At 45.2% G+C, this 26,803-nt stretch carries 17 protein-coding genes, 1 other RNA gene and 1 pseudogene; 11 read left to right on the forward strand and 8 right to left on the reverse strand.

Annotated features, from left to right (window positions below; all coding sequences use genetic code 11):
- Positions 1-90: 90 nt before the first annotated feature.
- From serA to ssrS, 5 genes are all read right to left on the reverse strand, one after another.
- On the reverse strand, positions 91-1,320 hold the full coding sequence (gene serA, locus ACAY30_RS04070) for a phosphoglycerate dehydrogenase (RefSeq protein ID WP_290250715.1): 1,230 nt from the start codon (positions 1,318-1,320) through the stop codon (positions 91-93).
- A gap of 373 nt (positions 1,321-1,693) precedes the next feature.
- Positions 1,694-2,365, reverse strand: coding sequence for a ribose-5-phosphate isomerase RpiA (rpiA, locus tag ACAY30_RS04075; RefSeq protein WP_290250714.1), 672 nt, complete (start codon positions 2,363-2,365; stop codon positions 1,694-1,696).
- Positions 2,366-2,452: 87 nt separating this feature from the next.
- A complete protein-coding gene (locus tag ACAY30_RS04080; RefSeq protein ID WP_290250713.1) occupies positions 2,453-3,091 on the reverse strand; it encodes a 5-formyltetrahydrofolate cyclo-ligase in 639 nt (212 codons plus the stop codon).
- Complete coding sequence (gene elbB / locus ACAY30_RS04085) at positions 3,091-3,744, reverse strand: isoprenoid biosynthesis glyoxalase ElbB (RefSeq protein ID WP_290250915.1); 654 nt, start codon at positions 3,742-3,744, stop codon at positions 3,091-3,093. The genes ACAY30_RS04080 and elbB overlap by 1 nt, the downstream gene beginning before the upstream one ends.
- A 318-nt stretch (positions 3,745-4,062) precedes the next feature.
- A non-coding RNA gene (ssrS, locus tag ACAY30_RS04090) (6S RNA) lies at positions 4,063-4,246 on the reverse strand.
- A 319-nt stretch (positions 4,247-4,565) separates the two neighbouring features.
- On the opposite strand from ssrS, the gene ACAY30_RS04095 reads away from it, so the two are divergent.
- The 7 genes from ACAY30_RS04095 to gcvP all read left to right on the forward strand — a co-directional run bounded on the left by ACAY30_RS04095 (position 4,566) and on the right by gcvP (position 14,278).
- Positions 4,566-5,135 carry a UPF0149 family protein gene (locus ACAY30_RS04095; RefSeq protein ID WP_290250712.1) on the forward strand — a complete coding sequence of 190 codons (570 nt, stop codon included), beginning with the start codon at positions 4,566-4,568 and terminating at the stop codon, positions 5,133-5,135.
- 33 nt (positions 5,136-5,168) lie between these two features.
- Complete coding sequence (gene pepP, locus ACAY30_RS04100; protein ID WP_371190245.1) at positions 5,169-6,503, forward strand: Xaa-Pro aminopeptidase; 1,335 nt, start codon at positions 5,169-5,171, stop codon at positions 6,501-6,503.
- Between the two features lie 45 nt (positions 6,504-6,548).
- Positions 6,549-7,823 carry a 2-octaprenyl-6-methoxyphenyl hydroxylase gene (gene ubiH, locus ACAY30_RS04105; RefSeq protein WP_290250710.1) on the forward strand — a complete coding sequence of 425 codons (1,275 nt, stop codon included), beginning with the start codon at positions 6,549-6,551 and terminating at the stop codon, positions 7,821-7,823.
- A 48-nt stretch (positions 7,824-7,871) separates the two neighbouring features.
- Positions 7,872-9,101 carry a UbiH/UbiF/VisC/COQ6 family ubiquinone biosynthesis hydroxylase gene (locus tag ACAY30_RS04110; RefSeq protein ID WP_290250709.1) on the forward strand — a complete coding sequence of 410 codons (1,230 nt, stop codon included), beginning with the start codon at positions 7,872-7,874 and terminating at the stop codon, positions 9,099-9,101.
- A 427-nt stretch (positions 9,102-9,528) separates the two neighbouring features.
- On the forward strand, positions 9,529-10,617 hold the full coding sequence (gene gcvT / locus ACAY30_RS04115; protein ID WP_290250708.1) for a glycine cleavage system aminomethyltransferase GcvT: 1,089 nt from the start codon (positions 9,529-9,531) through the stop codon (positions 10,615-10,617).
- 195 nt (positions 10,618-10,812) lie between these two features.
- The gene (gene gcvH / locus ACAY30_RS04120) at positions 10,813-11,202 is read left to right on the forward strand and encodes a glycine cleavage system protein GcvH (RefSeq protein WP_290250707.1); all 390 of its coding nucleotides are present in this window, start codon (positions 10,813-10,815) and stop codon (positions 11,200-11,202) included.
- 181 nt (positions 11,203-11,383) lie between these two features.
- Positions 11,384-14,278: an aminomethyl-transferring glycine dehydrogenase gene (gene gcvP / locus ACAY30_RS04125; RefSeq protein ID WP_290250706.1), complete on the forward strand. Its 2,895-nt coding sequence runs from the start codon at positions 11,384-11,386 to the stop codon at positions 14,276-14,278.
- Positions 14,279-14,483: 205 nt separating this feature from the next.
- On the opposite strand, the gene ACAY30_RS04130 is transcribed toward gcvP, so the two are convergent.
- The 3 genes from ACAY30_RS04130 to ACAY30_RS04140 form a co-directional block, all read right to left on the reverse strand.
- Positions 14,484-15,815, reverse strand: coding sequence for a magnesium transporter (locus tag ACAY30_RS04130; RefSeq protein ID WP_290250705.1), 1,332 nt, complete (start codon positions 15,813-15,815; stop codon positions 14,484-14,486).
- A gap of 538 nt (positions 15,816-16,353) precedes the next feature.
- Positions 16,354-17,556 carry a Na+/H+ antiporter NhaA gene (gene nhaA, locus ACAY30_RS04135; protein WP_290250704.1) on the reverse strand — a complete coding sequence of 401 codons (1,203 nt, stop codon included), beginning with the start codon at positions 17,554-17,556 and terminating at the stop codon, positions 16,354-16,356.
- 277 nt (positions 17,557-17,833) lie between these two features.
- On the reverse strand, positions 17,834-19,015 hold the full coding sequence (locus ACAY30_RS04140; protein ID WP_290250703.1) for an alkane 1-monooxygenase: 1,182 nt from the start codon (positions 19,013-19,015) through the stop codon (positions 17,834-17,836).
- Positions 19,016-19,180: 165 nt separating this feature from the next.
- Between ACAY30_RS04140 and ACAY30_RS04145 the strand changes: the two genes are divergently transcribed.
- From ACAY30_RS04145 to ACAY30_RS04160, 4 genes and pseudogenes are all read left to right on the forward strand, one after another.
- Positions 19,181-19,681: a hypothetical protein gene (locus ACAY30_RS04145; protein ID WP_290250702.1), complete on the forward strand. Its 501-nt coding sequence runs from the start codon at positions 19,181-19,183 to the stop codon at positions 19,679-19,681.
- A gap of 218 nt (positions 19,682-19,899) precedes the next feature.
- The gene (locus ACAY30_RS04150) at positions 19,900-21,321 is read left to right on the forward strand and encodes a TolC family protein (RefSeq protein ID WP_290250701.1); all 1,422 of its coding nucleotides are present in this window, start codon (positions 19,900-19,902) and stop codon (positions 21,319-21,321) included.
- Positions 21,321-23,096, forward strand: coding sequence for an efflux RND transporter periplasmic adaptor subunit (locus ACAY30_RS04155; protein WP_290250700.1), 1,776 nt, complete (start codon positions 21,321-21,323; stop codon positions 23,094-23,096). The genes ACAY30_RS04150 and ACAY30_RS04155 overlap by 1 nt, the downstream gene beginning before the upstream one ends.
- A gap of 24 nt (positions 23,097-23,120) precedes the next feature.
- Positions 23,121-26,237 (forward strand): annotated as a pseudogene (locus tag ACAY30_RS04160) (efflux RND transporter permease subunit); the annotation flags it as partial.
- Between the last annotated feature and the right edge of the window lie 566 nt (positions 26,238-26,803).

Below are 26,803 nucleotides of genomic sequence, written 5' to 3' on the forward strand. Positions count from 1 at the left end.
TATTTGCCTTGGTGCAATGACGCGCGCTTTAACTGTCCGCTTTATCGGTGCTGAGCTTGCGCCAATAAAATGGACAGTCAATGCCAACGTCTAGTGGATTAAACGAGCGCGAATGGTACCGTCAATCGCCCTTAATTGCTGCAGCGCAACTTCACTGTCTCTTGCTTCTACATCAATAACTACATAACCAATTTTTGCATCCGTTTGCAAGTATTGAGCGTTAATATTGATATCGCGTTCGGCAAAGGCGCGAGTGATCTGATTGAGCACGCCCGGCTGGTTTTTGTGAATGTGGAATAAACGCGAGCTACCAGTGTGTGCAGGTAACGATACTTCAGGAAAATTAACAGCGGACAAGGTCGAGCCGTTGTCTGAGTACTTAATGATTTTACTCGCTACTTCGCGACCGATGTTTTCCTGAGCTTCTTTGGTTGAGCCACCAATGTGTGGGGTTAGCAGCACATTGTCAAACCCTCTCAATGGCGAAATAAACTCTTCGTCATTGGTTTTCGGCTCAACCGGAAACACATCGATGGCAGCGCCGCCGACGATATTGTCAGTTAAGGCATTTGCCAAGGCGTCAATGTCAACAACGGTGCCTCGAGAGGCATTAATAAAAATGACTCCTTGTTTCATTTGTTCAAATTCTGCTTCGCCAATCATATTTTGTGTTTCGCGAGTTTCAGGGACGTGCAGTGATATAACATCGGCACAGTTTAACAGCTGTGTTAAACTGGCCACTTGCTCGGCATTGCCTAGAGGGAGTTTGGTTTCAATGTCGTAGAACTTTACCTTCATACCAATGTGCTCGGCCATGATGCCAAGCTGAGTGCCGATGTGACCATAGCCGATAATGCCCAAGGTTTTACCCCGCGCTTCAACTGAGCCCGCTGCTGACTTATGCCAGACACCGCGATGTGCTAAGGCACTTTTTTCAGGAATACCGCGAAACAGCAGCAACAGCTCTCCTAATACCAACTCAGCGACTGAACGAGTGTTTGAAAAGGGCGCATTAAATACCGGAATACCGCGAATTTGCGCTGCATCCAACTCCACTTGATTGGTGCCAATGCAAAAGCAGCCGATTGCCGCAAGTTTATCTGCATGCTCAAGAACTGACTCGGTAATTTGCGTACGTGAACGAATACCTAAAAAGTACACACCTTTGAGTTTGTGCTTTAGCTCCTCATCGGTGATAGAGCCTTTTAGATATTCAATATTTGAGTAACCATTTGCTTTAAATACTTCCAGAGCCGATTGGTGTACACCCTCTAGCAGTAATATTTTAATTTTATCTTTGTTCAGTGACGTTTTACTCATGGTTTCTCTCTATGCTGCAGTCTGTTCAATGCGTTTATTTTGCACCATTTACACATGGTTTGCGCGAGCGGAGTGTGTTCTGCTTTTGCGGTGAATTCCTTGTAATACAACGGTGTTATAAGTATTTTTTGTTATCGTAAACAGGAGGTGAATACTGATGCTTAAATTAGCATATAGAGTGAAAACTCGAAAGTGTTTTTTAGGCGATGTTAATCGCTTTTATATGATCCATCAGAGCGGATAAAAACAGCTAACAACAGAGGGCAGAGCGGCAACGTTGCGCTTGATATTGCACCGCTAAGCGATTGTTACCAATGCAATATCAAGCAAGGGGCCGTGTCACAGCAGCAACAAGTGCGTTGTGTTTTGATGGCTATGGGCGACGAAGTTGGCCAATGACTCGGGTTCCACTGTCGCTACCTAAGATAAGGACATCAGCACCGCGGTGGGCAAATAAGCCATTGGTCACCACCCCAACGATGGCGTTGATATTAGATTCCATTGCTTTGGGATCGAGAATGTCCATATTGTAAACGTCTAAAATGACATTGCCATTGTCGGTTACAACGCCTTGGCGATAAACGGGGTCACCACCGAGTTTGACCAATTCTCGAGCAACATAACTGCGCGCCATAGGAATCACTTCAACGGGCAGTGGAAACTTACCCAGCACGCCTACCTGTTTCGAGTCATCGCAAATACAGATAAAACTTTTCGCCACCGCTGCGACAATTTTTTCACGAGTTAACGCCGCGCCACCGCCTTTGATCATGTGCATGTGTTCGGTGATTTCGTCGGCGCCATCTACATAAACTTCAAGGTTGTCTACACTGTTGAGGTCAAATACTTCGATGCCGTGTTGTTGTAAGCGCTCAGTTGAGGCTTGTGAGCTTGAAACCGCGCCTTTTATCCGATGTTTTATTTCAGCTAGGGCGTCAATAAAGTAGTTCACCGTAGAGCCAGTCCCTACGCCAACAATAGAATCGTCTTCGATAAAGTCAATGGCTTTAATCGCCGCCGCTTTTTTCATTTCATCTTGCGTCATTTGCTTGTCCAAATGGCTTAATGTGGTGATTTAAATTATAACCATGCGCTAGCCAGTCGTCATCAAAAACCTTGTAATATTCAAGGTTTATACCGAAATTATCTCGGGTAATGGCACATCCCAATGCGCAATCGGTAATTGACTCAGTTGCTGACAGCGATGAGCTACGCCAATCGGGTACGGTTGACAGCGCTGTTTTGCTTGCTCGGTTGAGGCGTTCCGATACAGCGTGTGCCAAGACGACAGTGTTCGATCGTAAAATCCTCCCCCCATACCGAGGCGATTGTTACTTTGATCAAAGGCGACTAATGGTGTCACAATGACATCAAGCTGGTTTCTTGGTATGACATGCATTGCGTTTAACGCCGGCTCTAATATGCGATAATCGTTAACGACTAAAGGAGAATCCTGTCGATATTGCAAAAACAGTAGGTGGCCGGAACAAAACGGGTGAATAACCGGTAAATAAACCTGTTTGTTGTGTTGCCAACACCAGGCAATAAACGCACTGAGGTCGAGTTCGCCATCGTTGGCGAGGTACACCGCGATATGCTGAGCCGATTGGACACGTGGGTGTGCGGTTAAGCGATCGCATATTGCCAGTTTAGCGGCCTCTTGTTGTTCTGCTGACAGCGAGCGTCTTTGGTTGCGCACTTGTTGGCGTATGGTTTGTCGTTGCGTTTTTAATGCCTGTGATGCGCCGTCTGGTAAGTGATTGGTGTTCATTAGTTGGTTAACGCCATGACCTGTTCAACCAACTTACCGATAGAGCGGTTAGCTTGGGCAATATTTTCAGCGAGCATGTAGGCCGGTGTTGAAACCACCTGATAGCGCTCATCCACCACTACCTGATCGACGTTACAGTTGACGTGCTGGCCGCCCATCTCATTAATGGCCTTGGCGGTATCGGCATCGTTACCTATGGTTAGTTTTACGCCAGCAGGGTAAACGCGAGGAATAATCACCGGGGCAATACAGGCATAACCTACAGGCTTATTAGCATCGGCAAACGCTTTACAAATATGTAAAACCTGATCGAGTACATACGATTGAGCGCCTTGCTCGGCAAAGTTGGTTAAATTTTTTGCCGCGCCAAAACCGCCGGGTAAAATGAGCGCGTCAAACTGGTCAACATTCAGTTGCGCTAAATCTTGAATATCACCACGGGCAATACGCGCCGATTCCACCAACACATTGCGCGACTCATCGCTTGGTTGTTGTTTAAAGTGGTCGATAACATGATGCTGTTGGATATCGGGGGCAAAGCATTGATACTGTCCGCCGTTGAGTTCAACGTGCAACAGGGTTAACACCGATTCGTGAATTTCACTACCGTCAAAAACACCACAACCACTGAGTATAATGGCTATCTTTTTCATACTATCCTCGTTAACTGACTTGAGTTGCAATACGGTTGTTGGTGATGCCACCAACTGCGAGACAAACGTTGCACCTATTGGCTCAACCGAGCTCGCATCGACCATTGCTACCGGGTAAATAAAGCTTACTGAAAGCGGCTTGACCAAGCAAGCCAAAAGCGATACTAGGCGATGTACTCAAATTACCGATAAAGCATCAAATCAAGACAGTGATAGATGGTTTAGACACATTCAATAAATGAGTAAAACAGTTGGCTGGCGCGGCTTTTTGGGAGGTTGTTTGGGTCGATAACAACCCTTTGATTTAACAGGAGAAAGGTGTTCCCCAAGGTGCCGTCTTCAACGTCAGCCCTTGAACACCGTGTGTTCAAGGCGGAGACCGTGTACTCACCGTAGGCTTCCCAATGAGACTTGGGCATGCTCAATAGCAAATACGGGGCCCCCTAAAGGTAGAAGTATCGGCTCAGGGACATAGTTGAATAAACCAACACCCCAGGGAACATAACATCGGTTCAATTAGATACCGATATAACTAATTATACACAGATAGGTCAGATACCCAACCGCCTGTAGATAAAAAAGTGATATGCGCGAGCATTTCAAAAAATGCCTGAACACCAGGGAGGTTGTGTGGTGAATTCTCAGGCGGCGCGAACTTTACGGAAAATGTTAACGCATTTCAATAGCTTCTTGGTAAATATTGCAAATTATCTAGAACATCGGTGAAAACATCAGCAACACTGGTCGAAATGCGCTGCAAGTGTTAGTATTTGCCTACATTGCAATGTTTTATAACCCCTTAATGGGTACGGCTTAATGATATGAGTAACAACACCAACGTAACTTTCGCTAACGTGCAAGCCTCGTTAGGAGGAGAACACTTTTCGGCGCATGCATCGGAAATACACGGCCTGCTAACCGGTATTGTTGCCGCTGGTTTTAGTTTTGATGATCAGAGCTATTTAACCTTAGTCAGTGACTTTTTTAATAACGGCGAAGGTTTAGGTAAGAGCCTTAAAGATCTGTGCAAACAACTTTATGCCGATATTTGGCAATCGGTTCTAGATGATAACTTCACTTTTCAGTTGTTGCTTCCCGATGATGACGAAGCGTTATTTGAACGCAGTCAGGCATTGGGTTTGTGGGTGCAAGGCTTTAACTTGGGCTTTGGCTTACAGCAAAAAGACAACAAAGAGTATTCGGCTGAAATTAAAGAAATCATTAATGATTTTGCCAATATCGCCAACTTATCGACCGAAATCGATGATGATGAAGATACTGAAAACGCCTATTTTGAAATATTAGAATACGTGCGTATCTCAAGCTTATTGTGTTTTGCCGAACTCGGCGCAAAACCAGCGCAACGAAGCCCCGATAAGATATTGCACTAACTCCACGTATTTTTCACAGAGACTTTTTTGATGATGAAACACACTCGCATTGACGTGGCTGAATTTGTTGAACGCCGCCAACGTCTATTGGCGCAAATGCCTGATAATTCGGTTGCTTTAATTCCGGCTAATAAAGAAGTGACTCGCTCACGCGATACTGAATTTTTATTTTGCCAAGACAAAGACTTTTACTATTTAACAGGCTTTCACGAGCCGGATGCCCTGTTGGTGTTAGTGAAAGGCGAACAATCAGAATCGATTTTATTTTGTCGCGATAAAGATCCGGCACAAGAGGTGTGGCACGGTCGTCGCGTAGGTGCAGAAAAAGCGCAACAAGCGTTTAACTTTGATCTCACTTATACCTTAGATGAGCTTGAGCAAGTGTTGCCAATGTACATCAATCAACGCGATGTGCTGCTGTTTGCCCAAGGCGCGCAGAAGACTTTTGACGAGATGGTGTTTGCGATTCTCGATATTTTGCGAGCCGGCTTTAAACACGGCTTTAAAGCACCTCATACGCTAACCGATATTCGCGATTTGATTCACGAAATGCGCCTGTTTAAGTCGCCGGCAGAAATTGCCATTATGCGCGAAGCGAACGCGATCACTGGTAACGCCCATTGTCGAGCGATGAAGTTTTGCCAACACGGCGTGTTTGAGTATCAAGTTGAAGCGGAAATCTTACACGAGTTTGCCAAAAACGGTGCGCGTACCGCCGCTTATGGCTCAATTGTTGGAGGCGGTGAAAACGCAACCATTTTACACTACACCGACAACGATGAAGTATTGATTAATGACGAGTTACTGCTTATCGATGCTGGTGCAGAGCTCAGCGGTTATGCCGCTGATATCACCCGAACATTTCCGGTAAATGGCAAGTTTAGCGAACAACAAAAAGCCTTGTACAACGTGGTGCTCGATGCGCAAAATGCCACAATTGAGGCGATAAAGCCAGGTGTGTCGTTTGCCCAATTGAATACCATTGCCTGTGACGTGTTAACACGTGGCTTATACGATTTGGGGCTACTCACCGGCGACTTGGACCAGCTGATTGAAGAAAAAGCGTGTAAACAGTACTTTATTCACGGCTTGGGACACTGGTTGGGCTTAGATGTTCACGATGTTGGTGACTATCACGTCGACCAAGACAAAAACCAGCGCCGTCCATTTGAACCGGGTATGGTTTTGACCATTGAGCCTGGTTTGTACATCGATGCTGAAGCCGATGTTGACGAGCACTACCAGGGGCTGGGTATTCGCATTGAAGACAATATTTTAGTGACTGAAAACGGATTCGAAAACTTAACCGTTAACGTGCCCAAAACGGTCGATGAAATTGAAGCACTTATGGCGACCAGCAACCAGTAAATAGGGTGTGCTTTTTAAGCACACCTAGCCGACAGGAATCACGCGATGCAAACAGGCAAATATTTTGATGTCATCATCTCTGGCGGTGGTTTAGCTGGCGCGTCGATGGCTTTGGCCTTAGCTAAGCAAAGCCAACACAATAAACGCCCTTTGTCGATTGCCCTCATCGATGCCGCGCCAGTTGATAAGCAATTGCCGTCGAGCTTCGACGCTCGTGTTCTCGCCTTAGCTAATGGCAGTGCAGAGTATTTGCAGCAACTGGGGGTATGGCAACAGATCAAAGCCGATGCAACGGCGATCAAATCCATTCACGTTTCTGATCGTGGACATTACGGCAAAGCGCGTCTGTACCACCAAGACTACAACGTTGACGCTTTGGGTTATGTGGTGGAAATGCAGGTTATCGGACGGGCGTTATATCAGGCGTTAAAAAATTACCCTTCGGTTGCATTGTTTAATGCTCAACAGATCGGTGATGTTCATTGGCATCGCGATCGCGTAGAAGTCATACTCAACCCGTCGTCAATAGCGGACAACACCGATGACATTCCAGGCTCTCAGTCGCTGAGCGCGACGTTGCTTATTGGTTGCGACGGTGGTCAGTCGGTATGTCGTCGCCAAGCCAAGATTCAAACCACAGAATTCGATTATCAGCAAACCGCGATAATAGCCAATGTAGAGTGTGAGGCCCCCCATTTAGGTCGTGCTTTTGAACGCTTTACTGACAGTGGGCCTCTGGCCATGTTGCCTATGAGTAACACCGCCGTGACTATGTCATCTGGGCAAACGGATAGCGCGCTCTGTAGTTTGGTGTGGACGCTTAAACCTGAGCAGGTGGCGCCACTGATGTCGATGAGCGATGGTGATTTTGCCCATGCGCTAGCCGAGCAGTTTGGTCTGTGGTTGGGACGAGTAACTAAAATAGGTAAACGCGATCGCTTTGATTTGAAGTTAATTCAAGCCAATGACAGCATTGCTCATCGCATGGCATTAGTGGGTAATGCAGCGCATACGTTACACCCGATTGCTGGGCAAGGTTTTAACTTGGGAATTCGCGATGTAAAACAGCTAGCCCAGCAAATTATAAAGGCGAAACAAAGCGGTGCTGATATCGGTGATTTTAGCTTGTTACAAGAGTATGCGCAGCATCGCGCAAATGATCACCAGCAAGTCATTCACTTTACCGACTCTATGGTACACCTGTTTTCTAATGACTATCTGCCATTGGCACTCGGGCGCGGTATTGGCTTAAAATTGTTAAACTATATTGCTCCGCTCAAACAAGCACTTGCTCATAAAGCCATGGGGCATCACAACTGATGGTTATCAAAGCACATTAGCGACACAACGAGATAAGACGTAAATAGTATGCAACAGTATGATATTGCCATTGTGGGTGGCGGAATGGTTGGCTTAAGTGCCGCGTTGGCAATACGCGCGGTTGCTGACTTGCGCGTTGCGGTTATAGAACCAAAACCGATAACCGAGTTAAGCGCTGAGCCGTGTTTGCGAGTGAGTGCAATTAACGATGCCAGTGAAAATCTGTTGCGCCAACTCGGTGTTTGGTCACTGATCACTCAGCAGCGTCACCAAGCGTATCGACACATGCACGTGTGGGACAAAGACGGCATCGGCAAACTTGATTTTAGCGTGGCTGATGGTCCACATCTAAGCAAAGAAAAAAATGATATCGGTCACATTATCGAAAATGATGTGATTCGCAAGGCGTTGTGGCACAAGGTGGAGCAAGACAGTGGTATTGAGCTTATCAATGACACGATAACCAATATGGCCATGGGGGAGTCGGAAGTATTTATCAGTTTGGCTAAGCAAGGAGCCTTATTGAGTAAGTTGTTAGTCGCTGCCGATGGGGCAAATTCGTGGGTACGCCAGCAACTTGAGTTGCCACTCACCTTTAGAGATTACGACCACCACGCCATCGTTGCGACAGTTAACGTTGAACACGGTCATCAGGATACCGCGTGGCAAGTGTTTTTAGACACTGGACCACTAGCCTTGTTGCCACTGTTTGAGCGCAACAGCTGTTCGATTGTTTGGTCGCTACCGCCCGAGCAAGCCGCGCAAATGATGGCCTTAGACCCTGCTGAGTTTGACAAACGGATCAGTGCGGCAAGTGATGGCAAACTCGGTTTGGTTACACTTAGCAGTGAGCGCGTGTCGTTTCCTTTAACCATGCGTTTAAACCGCAGCTTTGTTAAACAGCGCGCTATTTTTATTGGCGACGCTGCACATACGATTCACCCTTTAGCTGGCCAAGGTGTTAATTTGGGCTTTGTTGACGTAGCGGCATTTGCCCAGACACTAGAGGCAATTTTGCAAGATAATGCCGAGCTCAATGACAACAAAGCTTGGCAAAAGTTTAGCCGTTGGCGAAAATCGGATGCGGTGGAGATGATGGCGGCAATGGAAGCGATAAAGCAAGGCTTTGCCATGCAAGCGAAGCTGCCAAAATTTATCCGCGGCATTGGTATGTCAATGTTAAATCAAATAAAACCACTCAAACAGCTGATGCTCAAACACGCCATGGGACAGCGCAGCGATTTACCTCCTCTTTGTCATTATAAACAAGACCTCTAATTAACCTTGTGAGCCACAATAGGCTAGGGCTGTTAAGGCTCGCCTATTGGCTGGTGATAGACAGACTTTCAACACCAAAATATCGAGACGAGCGAGTAATACTGTGGTGTTACCTCAAGCAATTTTTCTGTCTAAGTGTGGATTGGTTAGCATTCTGTTAACAAAAGCATTGGCGTTAGGTGAGATTTGTGAAATTAAATTTTGCATTTGGCTTTATATGCAAATTTAATTCGTCTTGGGTTTGTTTTGTTGTTTTTTGTTTTAAATGTGTGCATTTTAAAATTGATTGGCTGTTCGCTTTTCAGTATAATTTGGCGCAAATTTTTTAACGCTTTGGTTACGAATCGTTACTAATGCCGTTTGCCCGTTAACTTAGGCTGTTTATAGCGCCTAACGTTACAGCTAACCTATTGAAAAAGTGAACATTATGACAAATAAAACCGTTCTTCATGGCAAGCACTTAGAAGCTGGCGCTAAAATGGTCGATTTCCACGGTTGGGAAATGCCAATTAACTATGGCTCTCAAATTGAAGAGCATCACGTTGTGCGCAATGACGCAGGCATGTTTGATGTATCGCACATGACTATCGTTGATGTTAACGGTACGCAAGCAAAAGACTTCTTACGACGCTTAGTTATTAACGACGTGGCAAAATTAGATGTCGCAGGTAAAGCCCTTTACACTGGCATGTGTAACGAGCAAGGTGGTGTTATTGACGACTTGATCATTTATTACTTCACCGATACCGATTATCGCTTAGTCGTTAACTCGGCTACACGTGAAAAAGACTTAGTATGGATCAATGAGCAAGCGAAGAATTTTGACGTAACCATTACCGAGCGTCCTGAATTTGCGATGATCGCTGTGCAGGGCCCACAAGCGAAAGCAAAAGTAGCAACCATTTTAAACGGTGAACAAACGGCAGCGGTTGATGGTATGAAGCCATTTTTTGCGGTTCAAGCGGGCGACTTATTTATAGCCACGACTGGTTACACTGGCGAAGCAGGTTACGAAATTGCCGTAGCTCAAGAGCAAGCGGCAGACCTATGGCAAGCACTTGTCGATGCCGGTGTAAAACCTTGTGGTTTAGGTGCACGTGATACGTTGCGTTTAGAAGCGGGGATGAACCTTTACGGCCAAGACATGGATGAGAGCATCACCCCACTTGCAGCGAACATGGCATGGACCATTGCCTGGGATGATGCCGAGCGCAACTTTATTGGTAAAGACGCGTTAGCCACTTTGCGAGAAGCGGGTACCGAACCAAAACTAGTTGGTTTAGTGATGGAGCAAAAAGGCGTGTTGCGCGGTGGCTTAAAAGTGATCACCGAACACGGCGAAGGCGTTATCACTTCGGGTACGTTCTCACCAACACTAGGTCATTCAATTGCGATGGCGCGTGTACCAAGAGCTACGCAGCTAGGTGATACAGTTCAGGTAGAAATGCGTAAAAAGCTGGTAGATGTGCAAGTAATTAAGCCAAGCTTTGCTCGCAACGGTAAAAAAGCGTTTTAATTGACGTCGCTAAAACGTCGGTCATAAGAATATAGACAAGCCTTGTCGTTATATTTGATATAAGGCTTTTCATCTGTAATTTATTGGCTAAAATGAAGGCAATCTTGCGCTGTAACAGAGCAGTAATAAGGCCGAGATCCGATAGATTTCAGGGTAAAAAGTTAACCATTTACAAAACATTTTAGGAACAAGAAAATGAGCAACATTCCTTCAGAGTTAAAATATGCGTCTTCTCATGAGTGGGTTCGCGTTGAAGGCGACGGTACAGTAACTGTTGGTATCACTGAACACGCACAAGAACTACTTGGCGATATGGTTTTCGTTGAATTGCCAGAAGTTGGCGACGACGTTGATGCAGGTGATGACGTTGCGGTAGCTGAGTCAGTAAAAGCGGCTTCAGATATCTACGCCCCAGTTAGCGGTGAAATCATTGAAGTAAATGACGATCTTGAAGACTCTCCAGAGCTTGTTAACTCTGATGCCTTTGGCGACGGTTGGATGTTTAAAATTAAACTAAGCGACGAAGGTGAGCTTGACTCATTATTAGACGCTGAAGGCTACCAAAACGTTGTTGACGAAGAATAATTTCGTATAAACAAGTATGTATAAACCCTGAGTAAAAACTCGGGGTTTATTGTTTATTTACCAAGGGGATTATGGCTGATTATGGTTTTAGTGCCTAGCAATATCACAGATGTTGTGGGTAGCTAAAATTTTGCCTTTGCCCTTGGTATCCCTCTTTTCAAAGAAAGTGAAGTAAAAGTCTATGTCTACGCAAACTTTGAGTCAGTTAGAGCAAACTGAAGATTTTAGCCGTCGCCACATTGGTCCGGATGCAGAACAAACTGCCGCCATGTTAAAAGAAATTGGCGCTGACAGCGTTGATGCGCTAATTGATGAAATTGTTCCTGCCAACATTCGCCTTGATAACTTGCCAAACATTGGTGAGAGCAAAAGCGAAGTAAAAGCGTTAAGCGACTTAAAAGCAGTAGCGGGTAAAAACAAAGTATTCCAATCAAACATCGGTTTAGGTTACTACCCAACGTTAACACCAAACGTTATTTTGCGTAACGTATTGGAAAATCCAGGTTGGTATACAGCTTACACGCCATACCAGCCAGAGATTGCACAAGGTCGTCTAGAGTCACTCCTTAACTACCAACAAATGTGTATGGACCTAACCGGTCTAGACTTAGCAAGTGCGTCGTTACTTGACGAAGGTACAGCGGCTGCTGAAGCGATGGCATTAGCGAAGCGTGTTTCTAAAAACAAAAAATGTAATGCGTTTTTCATCGCTAATAACGTTTACCCACAAACTATCGACGTTGTTAAGCAACGCGCGGAAATGTTTGGTTTTGACATCATCGAAGGTGATGCAGCGGATGTTGTTAATCACGATGTGTTTGGTGCATTACTACAATACCCAGGCGCAGAAGGTGAGATTGTTGATATCGCACCATTAATAGCTGCGGTACAAGCCAACAAAGGTGTTGTAGCAGTAGCTGCTGACATCATGGCGTTAACGCTATTAAAAGCACCGGGTGAGCTAGGCGCAGACGTCGTAATTGGTTCAAGCCAACGCTTTGGTGTACCAATGGGCTACGGCGGACCACACGCGGCATTCTTTACTACCAAAGATAAGCACAAGCGTTCATTGCCAGGTCGTATCATCGGTGTATCAAAAGATACCCGCGGTAAAGACGCATTGCGCATGGCGATGCAAACGCGTGAACAGCACATTCGTCGTGAAAAAGCCAACTCAAACATTTGTACTGCTCAGGTATTACTAGCCAATATGGCGGCGTTCTACGCCATTTACCACGGTCCAAAAGGCTTAAAAACCATTGCTAACCGCATTAACCGTTTCGCTAACATTTTAGCGTTGGGTACGGCACAAAAAGGTTTGCCTGCATTACACGCTAACTTCTTTGATACGCTAACGTTTGCGGTAGAAAATAAAGACGCTATCGTTGCCCGTGCATTAGCGGTGAATGTTAACTTACGTACAGATGTTGACGGTAAAGTGTCTGTTTCTTTAGATGAAACAACAACACGTGAGCACGTAGCCAAACTATTTGATATCTTACTAGGTGAAGGCCACGGTTTAGACGTAGCAGAATTAGACGCAGCGGTTATTGCTTCTGGCGAGTCGTCAATTCCGGCTGAGTTAGTACGTGAATCTGCGATTTTAACGCACCCAGTATTTAACTCGTACCACTCTGAAACAGAGATGCTACGTTACATCAAAAAGCTTGAGAACAAAGACCTTGCATTGAACCACTCAATGATTTCACTTGGTTCTTGTACCATGAAGCTAAACGCAACAGCGCAAATGATCCCAGTATCATGGCCTGAATTTGCCAACATGCACCCGTTTGCACCACTAGATCAAGCGCAAGGTTACTCAGAAATGATTAACGAGCTTGGCGATTGGTTAGTAGAGCTTACTGGCTACGACAACATCTCAATGCAGCCTAATTCAGGTGCACAAGGTGAGTACGCCGGTCTTATCGCGATTCACAAGTATCACGAGAGCCGTGGTGAGAGTCATCGTAACATCTGTTTGATCCCATCATCAGCGCACGGTACTAACCCTGCTTCTGCGCAAATGGTTGGTATGAAAGTTGTTGTAACGGCATGTGACAAAGACGGTAACGTTGACTTAGCAGATCTTCGCGCGAAAGCCGAAGAGCACGCTGAAAACCTATCGTGTATCATGATCACCTACCCATCAACGCACGGTGTTTACGAAGAAACCATCACCGAAGTGTGTGAAATCATTCACGCTAACGGCGGTCAGGTTTACCTAGATGGCGCCAACATGAACGCTCAGGTTGGTATCACTAGCCCAGGTTTCATCGGTGCTGACGTATCTCACCTTAACTTACACAAAACCTTCGCTATCCCTCACGGTGGCGGTGGTCCAGGTATGGGCCCAATCGGTGTTAAATCTCACCTTGCGCCATTCTTACCAGGTCATGCGTTAGTTGAGTTTAACAGCGATCTTAACGGCAACGGTGCGGTATCAGCAGCGCCATTTGGCTCAGCGGGTATCTTATGTATTTCTTACATGTACATTGCTATGTTAGGTAAGAAAGGTGTGACTGATTCGACTAAGTACGCAATCACCAACGCTAACTACTTAGCGCACAAACTAAGCCAACACTACCCAATTTTATACACGGGTAACAATGGCCGCGTAGCGCACGAGTGTATCGTTGACCTTCGCCCACTGAAAGAAGCATCTGGCATTACTGAGATGGACGTTGCTAAGCGTTTAATGGACTACGGTTTCCACGCACCAACGATGTCATTCCCAGTAGCTGGCACACTAATGATTGAGCCAACAGAATCTGAAAGCAAAGTTGAGCTTGACCGTTTCGTTGAAGCGATGACGTCAATCCGCGCTGAAATTGCCAAAGTTGAATCAGGTGAGTGGACTGTTGAAGACAACCCTCTTCACAACGCGCCACACACATTAGCCGATATTACTGACGCTAACTGGAACCGAGCATACAGCACAAGCGAGGCCGTATTCCCAGTACCAGCTGCAGCAGCTAACAAGTTCTGGCCAACCGTTAACCGTATCGATGATGTATACGGTGACCGTAACCTAATTTGTTCATGCCCTGCAGTTGAGACGTACATCGACGCAGAGTAAGTGCTGTCACTTTCGAATAAAGTTTGAAAGTAAAACTTAGAAAAAACGAGCTCAATTGAGCTCGTTTTTTTATGCTTTAAACATTGTAATAAAACCAAATATCTCAGAAACTTAACCCTAACATTTCGGTTGAAATATGCAAAATGCGATAACAAGCCAAATCGCAATATATTGATTCATATTATAAAAACTCAATAACACCCTCTTATAATAAAATCAGGGTGCCTAAACCTAAAAACACAACAAAGCCGACGATATCGGTTACAGTCGTTAATATTACAGAACCAGATAATGCGGGATCGATTTTAAATTTATCTAGGGCGACAGGCACAACAACACCAACTAAGGCCGCTGCTAAGATGTTTAAACAAATCGCGACAGCAATAACAGCACCGATCAGGCTGTCATTAAACCAAAACATTGCCAGCAACCCAATAACCACGGCCCAGACCACCCCGTTTAATCCACCGACTTTAAGCTCTTTTTTTAATAATGCCCCAAGGTTCGCCTTTGTTATTTGATTTAATGCCAAGCCCCTAATTATTAGAGTTAATGATTGGCTGCCTGCAATTCCTCCCATACTCGCCACTATGGGCATTAACACTGCGAGTGCGACAACTTGCTGTATTGTAGCTTCAAATATGCTAATAAAAGCACTGGCTAATAAGGCCGTTATTAAGTTAATACCTAACCATAGCGCGCGGCTTTGAGCGCTTTTTTTCACAGGTGAGAATAGATCTTCATCTTCATTCATACCTGCGCTGGCCATTAACTGCCGTTCGTAGTACTCACTAATCAAGTCGGAGGCAGCCAAGGCATCTAGTCTTCCTATCAGCTTCATATTTTCATCTATAACAGGCAACGCACTATAGCCAGAATGGTGAACATTAGTTGCGGCTTCGTGAGTTAATGATGTTGCTTCTAAGACAGGAAATTCTTCAATAGTTAAGTCGGCTAATGGAATGTGCTCGGGTTGGCCGTATATATCTACGATTGAAATGGCATCAGAAAAATGACCAAATCGATTAACCAAAAATATCGTGTCGCAAAGCTTTGGCACATCTCTACGTAATAATCTATTTGCATCCCTTACACGAGCGTTAATAGGAAGAATTAAAAAATTATGATTAACCCAATGTCCAACTTGATCTTCGGGAAATTCATTGGCTTTTGTAAAGTAAGATTTTTGTACTTTATCCAGAGCATTATATGCTTGTTCCATCAACTCATGAGGAAAGGAGCTGGCTAATTCTAGTAAGTCTTCCGCATTGATCTCTTGAAAAATTTCTGCCCACTGTTCTTCATCAGTTGCATTAACTAACACCTCACGAGGGTCACCGCGCATATCTATCAGCACATTAAGCTTTTTGTTTACCGGGATTTTTTCCCAAAGAGATATGCGCTCTTCTATTGGTAACGATTCAAGTAAAAGAGAAAGTTCACTCGCATCCGTCTGAATAACAACATCACTTGCAATATCGGCGTTTGTGTCTTTGTCTAATATTTCTTTAATTAAATCGGGTAATGGCTCAGTCATTGAAGCTCTCATTTTTATGCTTGTATTTATCGGCGTAGCGTTAAGTCAACGTTTTAAGGTTTAACTTATAATTTGGTCATCTGGTTTTCTTGGTGGTATCGAGATAACTGGAAAACTATATATAAATCTACGCTTCAAGAACAATGGAAATGGGCAGTAAAAATAAAACAGCTATTATATTTCATTGCCTTACTACAGTTGAATGGTGAAGATTAACAGTTTATAACGTTAGCAAACCCCAAGCAATTAGATTGTATGAGGCTTATACAGAGGTAAGGCATTTCTTTAAAGAAAAAATTGTAGCCCTCCCTTAAAATCAGAATCGCTTTTATAGAGTTTTCCGTTTACTGTTAACCTAACGGAGACAACAATATGAAAAACAACGATTCACGGAAACACAAATCTTCGCCATTTTGCAAGAAGATGAAAGGGGCGGATTAACGGTACTCTATTTAAATCGTAAGCACGGAGCATCTATTACCAGAGGAAGTCCCAATACGGTGAAATGAAGCAGTTGATACTCCTCTTAAAGTCTTGCTCATTCTATAGAGCTTTTTTGAGGCCGACTTGAGAGATAGAGAACTAAAACACCCCATAAGGCAGATAAGATTGATCCTAAAATAATTGCCAATCGATCAATTCTAGCTTCACCTGCACCGCCATGAGCAAAAGCCAATGAAGCAATAAATAGACTCATTGTAAAACCAATACCACATAATACTGACGTTCCATAAAGCTGTCCCCAATTACTTCCTTGAGGCAACTGACAAAGCTTGAGTTTAATGGCGATAAAACTGAAGCTAAATACGCCCAATTGCTTACCGATAAAAAGCCCCAATACAATACCGGCAGGCACTGATGTAAATAGATTACTCAAATTCGTAGTATCGAGTTGAACCCCTGCATTAGCAAATGCGAATAGGGGTAACACACCTATTGCTACGTAAGGATGTAAGTTGTGAAGCAGCTGACTGAGCAGGCCATTTTTATGATCTGTTTTTCCTGCTTTGGAAAGCGTTAAAGGAATAAAAAAGGCGTTAACCACACCAGCAATGGTGGCATGAACACCTGACTTTAAAAAACAAATCCAGATAAAAATACCAACTAACAAATAAGGCGCTATTCGATTAACACCAGTTCGATTGAATGTGAATAGGATAAGATAACCAATACTTGCCAAAAGTAACGACAGCCAAGAAATAGAATCGGTATAGAAAAAAGCGATAATAATAATGCCAGCCAGATCATCTAGAATAGCTAACGTCATCAAAAATAATTTTAGGCTCGTTGGCACCCGATTTCCTAATATCGAAAGCACTGCTAGGGCAAACGCAATATCTGTTGCCGTAGGTATTGCCCAGCCATGAGCTGATAGTGTGTTGCCCCAGTTAAGGGATAAATATATTAATGCAGGAACCAGTACTCCACCTAAAGCTCCTACAACGGGTAACATCAGCGTGCGTCGATCTGAGAGCTTACCAACTAAAAGCTCTTTTTTTAACTCAAGCCCGACTACAAAAAAGAAAATCGCCATAATACCGTCATTTATCCACAGCAATAACGGTTTGTTGATACTAAAGGCTTCTGCTCTGATTTCTATCTCAGCAAAAAGCAGAGCATTATAGGCTTCTGCTCCTCCCGTATTTTTAATGAGCATGGCAAGCACAGCCATTATTAATAGCAATATGCCAGACAAGCTTTCAATCGTAAAAAACTTACGGGTTGAGTCCAGGGTTCTCATGATTACTCCACTAGTCAATGTGTCGAACTTGCTTTTGCCTGCATAGCTTTAATATCACATTATTTATCGTATTCGACAATACGATACAAACGTCTATCTATTCAAAATATTCTGCAGAGAATAATAAGTTCTTTATTTATGCGCCAAAAGTAAAAAACTTTATTAAGTTGACTCAATCTCAAGGTGACTATTTTTATCAGGAAGAATTGGCGGAGTACGTTAAGCCTTAACGACATACTCTGATAGCCACGTAGAGAAATAAGTTATCACGCCCTGCTCAGCTCTTACGAGTCGTTAAATGGTATTTATCAATTAACACATGTCGCTTACTTGGTAATATGTTTAACTGATCAAGGTTACCCTTGGTTACCTCAATTAGACGCTTATCCATTACTTTGAACCAAAACCACGGTATATAGGCGATCACAAACATGCCAAAATAGCCGTTGGGTAGTGAGGGCAGGTCTGCGAAGTGCCTTAACGATTGATAGCTTCGCGAGGCATTGGCGTGGTGATCAGAGTGGCGTTGCAGGTTAAACAGCGCCCAGTTTGAAAAGACATGATTACTGTTCCAGCTGTGCTGTGGTTGTGGTCGCTCGTATCTACCCGATGCGAGCTTTTTGCGTTTGAGACCATAGTGTTCAACGTAATTGGCCGAGGTAAGCTGCCACATTGACCAAAACGCAGCAATCAGTAAGTAAGGAACCACGGCTAATCCCAGCCATAAGCCCATAGCAAGGTACACACTAAGAGTCATCAGCACGGTTTGCAGAAATTCATTTTTTAGCGTCCAAGGCGACAGCCCTTTAGATATAAAACGCTGCTTTTCAACGTTATAGGCGCGAACAAAGCCGCCCGGTAATTCTCGAAGGGCAAACTGATAAATACTCTCGCCCATTTTGGCTGAAGCGGGATCTTCAGGGGTGGCAACATGGGCGTGATGGCCGCGATTGTGTTCAATAAAAAAATGGCCGTAAGCGGCAATAGCTAATACGGTTTTTGCCATCCACTTATCTAATTTATGTCGTTTATGACCTAGCTCGTGACCAATATTTAAACCATGACCGCCCACGTAGCCGGCAAGTAATGCCGTTGCTAAATAACCGAGTAGTGATAAATCAACATGCGCGACAAACCAGCCGAGAAAAATAAAGCTCGCGATGACAACGGGGACATGGATTAAAGCGATGATGCGATAGTAAGGATCGGCTTCTAATTGCGCAATGACCGATTCTGGTGGGTTACTGCTATCTTCGCCCAAGATCACATCGAGCAGTGGAAACAGGCCGTACCAAATAATTAAAAAAGCCCATAAAAACAACTCACGGTGAAATTGCATATGCAGAAGCGGCCCCGTTATCGCAATAACAGGAATGAGCAGTGAAACAAGCCACATGTAACGCTTGTTATCGATGTAGGTGTCACCATTATCCGCAACAAAGGTATTGCTAGTACTCATTGTTTGAGTCTCGACGTATTTTCGCTAAGTGACTACAAGTATAAGAAATGATTTACTTTTTTAAAGCGAAGAGGAAAATTGCTAAGGGCCTACAGCAAAGGTAAAGGTATTTACATTTAACTGTTTTTATCTTACTCTCAAGGGGCTTTCACTGTTGATGATACTATGACTAAATCAATAACTACTCACATACTGCTTATGGTTACGCTTATTGCCTTGATTGGGCAAGCGTTTGCGTTTGCGGGTATGTCGTGTGAGATGATGAGTCATGGAGCGCAGCAAGAACTACACAGCCTGAAACACGGCTCTGCAGGTCACAGTTCTATGTCACACGGTTCAATGTCACACGGTTCAATGTCGCACGGTTCAATGTCGCAAGGTGAAATTAAGCACAGCGGCATGGAACACAGCGCAATGCAACACACGGATATGGACCATAGTAAATCAGCAGCAAGTCATATAGCCTTCAATGGTGCAACAGACAGCGAAAATTGCTGTGGCGCCGAATGTACATGTCCTGACAATGCCTGTTCATCGACGAGTGCCGTTGCATCCCATGCGCATTCAACCGCGTATATGACTAATTTAGCTATTCGCATCGTTGCCTCGCAACAGCATGCATTGCACCTATCTACCTCTCTCTATCGACCACCCATATTTGCCTAATACGGGATTAGTACGCCTATTTTTTAGCAAAAATAGGGTGTTTGTACTTATACCGCGCGTTTTTACTATCTACTCGACCTGTTTTGGTAACGAGATAACCTGTTTACTTTAGGCAAAATGAAACATTTTTTATTAATTTGGTCAGCTTTGACGCTGTCACAAGACGATAACGCGAGTGCAGTTGACAGCGTTGTAAATCGCTATAAGGAGCTGCTGTAATGTCACTTTCTTCGAAGGCTAAATTCATCGCTTTATTCGGCTTGATGCAAGGCGCGATAATCAATGGTGCTGCCGCGAATAGCACGACTATTGTGCAACCGATAACGCTTGAGCAAGCGGTAGAACTAGCACAACAAAATGATCCTTGGTTACACAGTAATACATTGCAGCAGCAAGCACTTGAACAACAGAGCGTTGCGGCTGGGACATTACCCGATCCGACGGTATCGCTCAGTTTAATGAATATGCCAACCGATAGCTGGGACTTTGGTCAAGAAGGCATGACACAACTCAAAGTTGGTGTAACGCAAAAATTTGTGCGCGGCGATAGCCTGGCCATTAAACAACAGCAACTGGCGATTGAAAGTAGTAAATTTCCGTTGCTAAGAGAAAACCGACAAGCGATGGTTAAGCGCACTGTTGCTGAATTGTGGTTGGATGCGTATTTGGCACAACAAACCGTTGCTTTAATTGAGGCTGATCGCACGTTGTTTTTGCAGATGGCGGAGATCGCCACCGCCAACTATGCCAATGTGATTGGCAATACCAAGCAACAAGATGTGATTCGCGCCCAGTTAGAGTTGATTCAACTTGATGACCGGCTCACCGTTGAACAACAAAAATTAGAAACGGCGTTGGCGCGTTTACACGAGTGGCTGTACGTATACGATGTCAATACCGCATCGCCAACATTCGATTTTGATAAACAAGTCACGCTTTCGGCGGTCGATTCTACTTTGCCTGTTGTGGTTCTAAATAGACCATCGCTGTTAAATCAAAATAATTATTCGCGTAATGCGTTGGCGCAAGAGTTAGCAACTCACCCGGCGGTATTGGCTATTGATGTGCAGCAACAAGCGAAGCAACAAGCGGTATTGCTCGCCAAACAACAATACAAACCGCAATGGGCGGTGAATGCCAGTTATGGCTATCGCGATAATACGCCCGCTGGCGATGACCGAGCGGATTTGTTTTCACTAGGCGTGAGCTTCGATGTGCCGCTATTTACTGCTAATAAACAAGACAAAACCGTCGCTGCATCGGTAGCGGAAAGCGAAGCGGTAAAAACCGAAAAATTATTGCTGATAAAGCAAATGATCAGCGCCGTTGAAGCCGAAGTAAAACAACTACATCGCTTATCCGAGCGTCAAGCCCTTTATCAACAACAACTGTTAACACAAACACATGATCACGCAGAAGCAACGTTAACGGCTTATACCAATGATAATGGTAACTTTGTTGATGTAGTACGCGCTCGAATTAGCGAATTAAATGCGCGGATTTCGGCGTTGCAAATTGATGTGAACGCATTAAAAACCGTTGCCCGAATTAATTACTTTTTACCTCAACCTGGCAATACTGAGGCGAATGCCGATGAGCGCGTTTCAACCGTATCAGCTCAAAATCTTGGAGAACACTAATGTCAACGAACAAAAACACCTCAGCGATAAAACTGCTTGCTGCCGTTGCAATCGGAGCGGCCCTTGGCGCAGCTGGCTGGCACCTTTTGTTCGCTGACAATACAGCGACCGATAACTCTGCTGGTGAAGAAAAAGAGAAAAAACCTTTGTACTGGGTTGCGCCTATGGATTCAAACTATCGCCGTGACAAACCTGGTAAATCGCCAATGGGTATGGATCTTATCCCGGTTTATGAGGAAGATAATGCCGGCGATGATTTCGGCCCTGGCGCTGTGAAAATAGCGCCTCATGTGATTAATAACCTTGGTGTGCGCACAGCGCTTGTTGAGCAAAACCACATCGACATGGAAATCGCCACGGTTGGTTATGTAAAGTACGACCAAGACAAAATGGTTCATGTTCATCCGCGTGTTGACGGTTGGATAGAAAAGTTGTTTGTAAAAGCCGAAGGCGACCCGGTCAAAAAAGATCAAGCGTTGTACAGCTTGTATTCACCGCAATTGGTGAATGCGCAAGAAGAATTGCTTCTCGCCATAAAACGCAATAACCGCAACTTAATTGATGCGGCAAAAAGTCGTTTAGAGGCATTGCAATTATCGCCACAGTTTATCCAGCGTCTCGAGCGCTCGGGCAAGGCGCAGCAATATATTACCTTTTATGCGCCACAAGATGGCGTTGTCGATGGCTTAAACGTCCGCGAGGGTTTTTATGTTACCCCGACCAATACCTTGTTGAGTATTGCCCAGCTTGACCAAGTCTGGGTAGAGGCGGAAGTGTTCGAACGCGATGCGCAACTCATCGCCCCTGGTTTATCGGTGTCGATGACCTTAGATTATTTACCCGGCAAAACTTGGCAAGGCGTGGTGGATTACATTTATCCTACGTTAAATCGCGCTAACCGCACCCTGCGGTTGCGCTTAAAGTTTGATAACCCACAGCAGCTACTCAAGCCCAATATGTTTGCTCAAGTCACTATTGATGCCAAACAACACCGCGCTAGCTTGCTAGTCCCTAAGCAAGCGGTGATCCGCACCGGTAAGCAAGACCGCGTTGTGCTGGCGTTAGGCGATGGCCAGTTTAAGTCGGTTGCGGTAACTCTTGGTCGAGTGAGCTCTGAGCATATTGAAATTCTCGATGGTATAGAAGAAGGTGATGAAGTGGTGACTTCGGCGCAGTTTTTGATTGATTCCGAATCAAGTAAAAACTCTGACTTTGAGCGCATGAGTGTTAGTGAGCAACCTGCATCGGTTTGGATGGCGGGGGAAGTGAATAATGTTATGGCCGATCACAATATGGTCAATATCACTCATGAAGCTGTAGCCGAATGGGAGTGGCCTGAAATGACCATGGACTTTATGGTCGGTGACAGCGTCGATATAGACAGTTTAAAGGCAGGGCAAACGCTGCACTTTGAAGTAACCAAAAGCGATGACGGTCAGTACCAAGTCACGGGCATTCACATTATGTCAGAGCCTTCGGACGCAGAAGAAACAGTCTCAACGGCGACCGTAAAAGGGATGATCAATGCTATTGATAACCAATCTCGGATAGTCAATATCAGCCGTGAGGCGATCGAAAAATGGGGACGACCAGCGGCAACCATGGAGTTTATCGTCGATGATAACATCGATTTAACGGCGTTTGCTGAAGGCGATGAAATCACCTTTACCTTTGAAGTAAGAGACGATTTTGTCATTGTCGACATGAGCAGTGCAACTGAGCAAGATGAACATATGAACCATACGGAACATATGGATCACAGCCAGCACCATTAAACACGAGTAATAGGCGATATATAAATGATAGAACGTATTATTCACTGGTCGGTATTTAACCGTTTTTTCGTGTTGTTGGCTACAGCCATATTGGTTGGTTCGGGTATTTTTGCTCTTAAAAACACCCCGGTTGATGCCATTCCCGATTTATCCGATGTGCAGGTGATCATTAAAACCTCATACCCGGGGCAGGCGCCACAGGTTGTCGAAGATCAAGTCACTTATCCATTGACGAGTGCCATGCTGTCGGTACCTGGCGCGCAAACCGTGCGCGGTTACTCGTTTTTTGGCGATTCGTATGTGTACATCATTTTTGATGACGACACCGATTTGTACTGGGCTCGCTCGCGCGTATTGGAGTACCTATCGCAAGTAGCACCGCGCTTACCCGAAACGGCTAAACCGGAACTTGGCCCCGATGCCACCGGGGTTGGTTGGGTATATCTGTATGCCTTGGTTGATAAAACCGGTCAACACGACATCAGCCAACTACGCAGTATTCAAGACTGGTTTTTAAAGTATGAGTTGCAAACGGTAGACGGCGTTTCTGAGGTGGCGGCGATCGGCGGTATGGTTAAGCAATACCAAGTAATGGTTAACCCAGAAAAACTGCGCGCCTACGATATACCGCTTAGCCTTATTCAAACCGCCATCAAACAAGGTAACCAAGAAGTGGGCGCCTCGGTGGTGGAAATGGCTGAAGCCGAGTATATGGTCACCGCGTCGGGTTATATTCAATCAATCGCTGATTTAGAGGCTATTCCGCTAGGGCTTAATGTCAATGGCACACCTTTGCTGCTGGGCGATGTGGCCGACATTAACTTAGGTCCACAAATGCGTCGGGGTGTTGCTGAGCTCAACGGCGAAGGTGAAACGGTTGGTGGTGTGGTGGTGATGCGCTTTGGTGAAAATGCGCAGCAAACCATCGCGGGCGTTAAACAAAAGCTGGAACAGCTCAAGCGCGGCTTACCTGACGGTGTTGAAATCGTCACCGTTTATGACCGCTCGGGTTTGATTGAACGGGCGGTAGATAATCTTTGGTCAAAGCTGCTCGAAGAGTTGGCGGTAGTCGCCCTAGTTTGTGTGGTGTTCTTGTTCCATATCCGCTCATCGGTGGTGGCGATTATCAGCTTACCGCTAGGTATTCTCGTGGCGTTTGTCATCATGTATTTTCAGGGGGTTAACGCCAACATCATGTCGTTAGGCGGGATTGCCATTGCTATTGGAGCTATGACTGATGGCGCGATTGTGATGATTGAAAATATGCACAAGCATATGGAAAAAACGCCACTAACCGAGCAAAACCGCTGGGAAATTGTCGCTAAGTCGGCATCGGAAGTCGGCCCTGCGCTGTTTTTTAGTTTGTTAATCATTACCGTCAGCTTTTTACCGGTGTTTATTTTAGAAGCGCAAGAAGGGCGTATGTTTGCCCCATTGGCTTACACCAAAACTTACGCGATGGCGGCTTCTGCGGGTTTAGCGATAACGCTAATTCCGGTGCTGATGGGCTATTTTGTTCGTGGCAAAATTATTTCAGAACATAAAAACCCAGTAAACCGTTTACTGATTGCCGGCTATAAACCGCTGTTAAAGCAAGTGCTAACCTACCCGAAAGCGACGATTATCGCCGCGGTGATTATCACTTGGTTTGGTTTTACACCGCTTGATGATATTGGTAGTGAGTTTATTCCTGAGCTCGATGAAGGCGATTTGATGTATATGCCAACCACTTATCCTGGTATATCGATTGGTAAAGCGCGTGAGTTATTGCAACAAACCGACAAGCTTATTCGCACCGTACCTGAAGTGGAAAACGTGTTTGGTAAAGTCGGCCGCGCCGAAACGGCAACCGATCCAGCACCGCTAACCATGATTGAAACCTTTATTCAGTTAAAGCCTCGCGACCAGTGGCGCGAAGGGGTTACCACTGACAGCCTCAAACAAGAGTTTGATAAGTTGGTTAAGTTTCCTGGCTTAACCAATGCTTGGGTGATGCCGATTAAAACCCGTATCGATATGTTAGCGACTGGCATCAAAACGCCGGTCGGTGTCAAGGTGGCCGGTGCGGATTTGGCTGTTATTCAACAGATCGGTCAGCAAATTGAACAGGTGCTGAAAGACTATCCCGGCACCGCTTCCGTTTATTCTGAGCGAGTGGCTGGTGGTCGTTACATTAAGGTGGATATCGACAGGGTTAAAGCCGCTCGCTATGGTTTGAACATCAGCGATGTGCAACAAGTCGTCGCAACCGCCATCGGTGGCATGAACGTTGCGCAAACCGTTGAAGGCCTCGAGCGTTATCCGGTGAACTTGCGTTATCCACAGGATTACCGTGACTCGCCAGAGCAGTTAAAAAGACTACCTATTGTCAGTGCTAACGGCCAGCGCATTGCCTTGGCCGATGTCGCAAATGTGTATGTTGAAGACGGTCCGCCAGGTATTAAAAGTGAAAATGCGCGAATCAACGGTTGGACCTTTATCGATATTGACGGTGTCGACATCGGCCGTTACGTCGAAGGTGCCAAAGCGAAAGTCGCCAGTGACATCGATTTGCCTGCGGGTTATTCCATTAGCTGGGCAGGGCAATATGAATACATGCAACGCGCGCAAGAAAAGCTAACTTATGTGGTGCCGTTAACCTTGGCTATTATTGTTGTCTTGTTGTATCTCAACTTTCGCAGCTTTGCTGAAGTTATCATCATTATGGCGACGTTACCCTTGGCGATGATCGGCGGTATCTGGCTGATCTATCTAGAAGGCTTTAATTTCTCGGTTGCTGTGGGGGTTGGCTTTATTGCCCTTGCCGGGGTGGCAGTAGAAATAGGCGTGATTATGTTGGTTTACCTAAACCAAGCGTATCAACACGCTATTGAGCAAGCGAAAGCTGAACAACGCTCATTTACCCATAAGGATCTTATCAACGCCATTACACAAGGCGCAGGTCTTCGCGTACGTCCGGTGATGATGACAGTCGCAACCATCATCATTGGTTTATTGCCGATTTTATACGGTACAGGTACCGGCTCTGAGGTAATGAGTCGTATTGCTGCCCCTATGGTCGGCGGTATGGCGAGTGCGGTGATCCTAACCTTATTAGTATTGCCCGCGGTGTACCTGTTGTGGAAGAGCCGAACGATAGAGGACGATAACAAGCCGCCATTTAATGCGTTGAAATCCAGTCGCAAGTATCACAAATGGTTGATGGCATTCATCGGCGTGCAGTTCCTGTTCTGGTCAGTTAGTGGCGTGTATATGGTGAGCATGGATATTCACCATATACACGGCGAAACATTAGTCAAAAACGATAACCCACCACTTGAATTAAGCCAGGTTCATTATACGACTGACGCATTACTCGATGCGTTTCCTGCTGCTTCCAATATTTCGCTTGATAAGCTGTTAGATAAACACGTGTATCGTTTTACCAATGGCGAACACGGTAAACTAGCCATCGATGCAAGTACGGGGGAGGTTGTACCTCGTATTGATCAAACCACAGCCAGCAAAATCGCACAGTATCACTATTCTGGCTCGGGTCAGATAGATACGATCACGCTGATGACGTCAGCATCCGAGATGCCTGCAGAGCTCTCGCCACGGCATTTGCCATTTTGGCAGATAAAGTTTGAGGGCCTTTCAACGCCGACCTTATACATAAGTGAGCACACGGGTGAGTTGGTGGCTAAACGGCACAATTTTTGGCGATT

Origin of the sequence: Thalassotalea ponticola (genome assembly GCF_041379045.1) — a bacterium.
Lineage (GTDB): Bacteria > Pseudomonadota > Gammaproteobacteria > Enterobacterales > Alteromonadaceae > Thalassotalea_A > Thalassotalea_A ponticola.

What these genes read in the sequence shown, in the direction of transcription:
- serA (WP_290250715.1), bottom strand. Translation starts at nt 1,320, where the DNA reads ATGAGTAAAACGTCACTGAACAAAGATAAAATTAAAATATTACTGCTA.
- ACAY30_RS04130 (WP_290250705.1), bottom strand. Translation starts at nt 15,815, where the DNA reads ATGACTGAGCCATTACCCGATTTAATTAAAGAAATATTAGACAAAGAC.
- gcvH (WP_290250707.1), top strand. Translation starts at nt 10,813, where the DNA reads ATGAGCAACATTCCTTCAGAGTTAAAATATGCGTCTTCTCATGAGTGG.
- ACAY30_RS04150 (WP_290250701.1), top strand. Translation starts at nt 19,900, where the DNA reads ATGTCACTTTCTTCGAAGGCTAAATTCATCGCTTTATTCGGCTTGATG.
- gcvT (WP_290250708.1), top strand. Translation starts at nt 9,529, where the DNA reads ATGACAAATAAAACCGTTCTTCATGGCAAGCACTTAGAAGCTGGCGCT.
- nhaA (WP_290250704.1), bottom strand. Translation starts at nt 17,556, where the DNA reads ATGAGAACCCTGGACTCAACCCGTAAGTTTTTTACGATTGAAAGCTTG.
- ACAY30_RS04140 (WP_290250703.1), bottom strand. Translation starts at nt 19,015, where the DNA reads ATGAGTACTAGCAATACCTTTGTTGCGGATAATGGTGACACCTACATC.
- ACAY30_RS04145 (WP_290250702.1), top strand. Translation starts at nt 19,181, where the DNA reads ATGACTAAATCAATAACTACTCACATACTGCTTATGGTTACGCTTATT.
- gcvP (WP_290250706.1), top strand. Translation starts at nt 11,384, where the DNA reads ATGTCTACGCAAACTTTGAGTCAGTTAGAGCAAACTGAAGATTTTAGC.
- ubiH (WP_290250710.1), top strand. Translation starts at nt 6,549, where the DNA reads ATGCAAACAGGCAAATATTTTGATGTCATCATCTCTGGCGGTGGTTTA.
- elbB (WP_290250915.1), bottom strand. Translation starts at nt 3,744, where the DNA reads ATGAAAAAGATAGCCATTATACTCAGTGGTTGTGGTGTTTTTGACGGT.
- pepP (WP_371190245.1), top strand. Translation starts at nt 5,169, where the DNA reads ATGAAACACACTCGCATTGACGTGGCTGAATTTGTTGAACGCCGCCAA.
- ACAY30_RS04080 (WP_290250713.1), bottom strand. Translation starts at nt 3,091, where the DNA reads ATGAACACCAATCACTTACCAGACGGCGCATCACAGGCATTAAAAACG.
- ACAY30_RS04110 (WP_290250709.1), top strand. Translation starts at nt 7,872, where the DNA reads ATGCAACAGTATGATATTGCCATTGTGGGTGGCGGAATGGTTGGCTTA.
- ACAY30_RS04095 (WP_290250712.1), top strand. Translation starts at nt 4,566, where the DNA reads ATGAGTAACAACACCAACGTAACTTTCGCTAACGTGCAAGCCTCGTTA.
- ACAY30_RS04155 (WP_290250700.1), top strand. Translation starts at nt 21,321, where the DNA reads ATGTCAACGAACAAAAACACCTCAGCGATAAAACTGCTTGCTGCCGTT.
- rpiA (WP_290250714.1), bottom strand. Translation starts at nt 2,365, where the DNA reads ATGACGCAAGATGAAATGAAAAAAGCGGCGGCGATTAAAGCCATTGAC.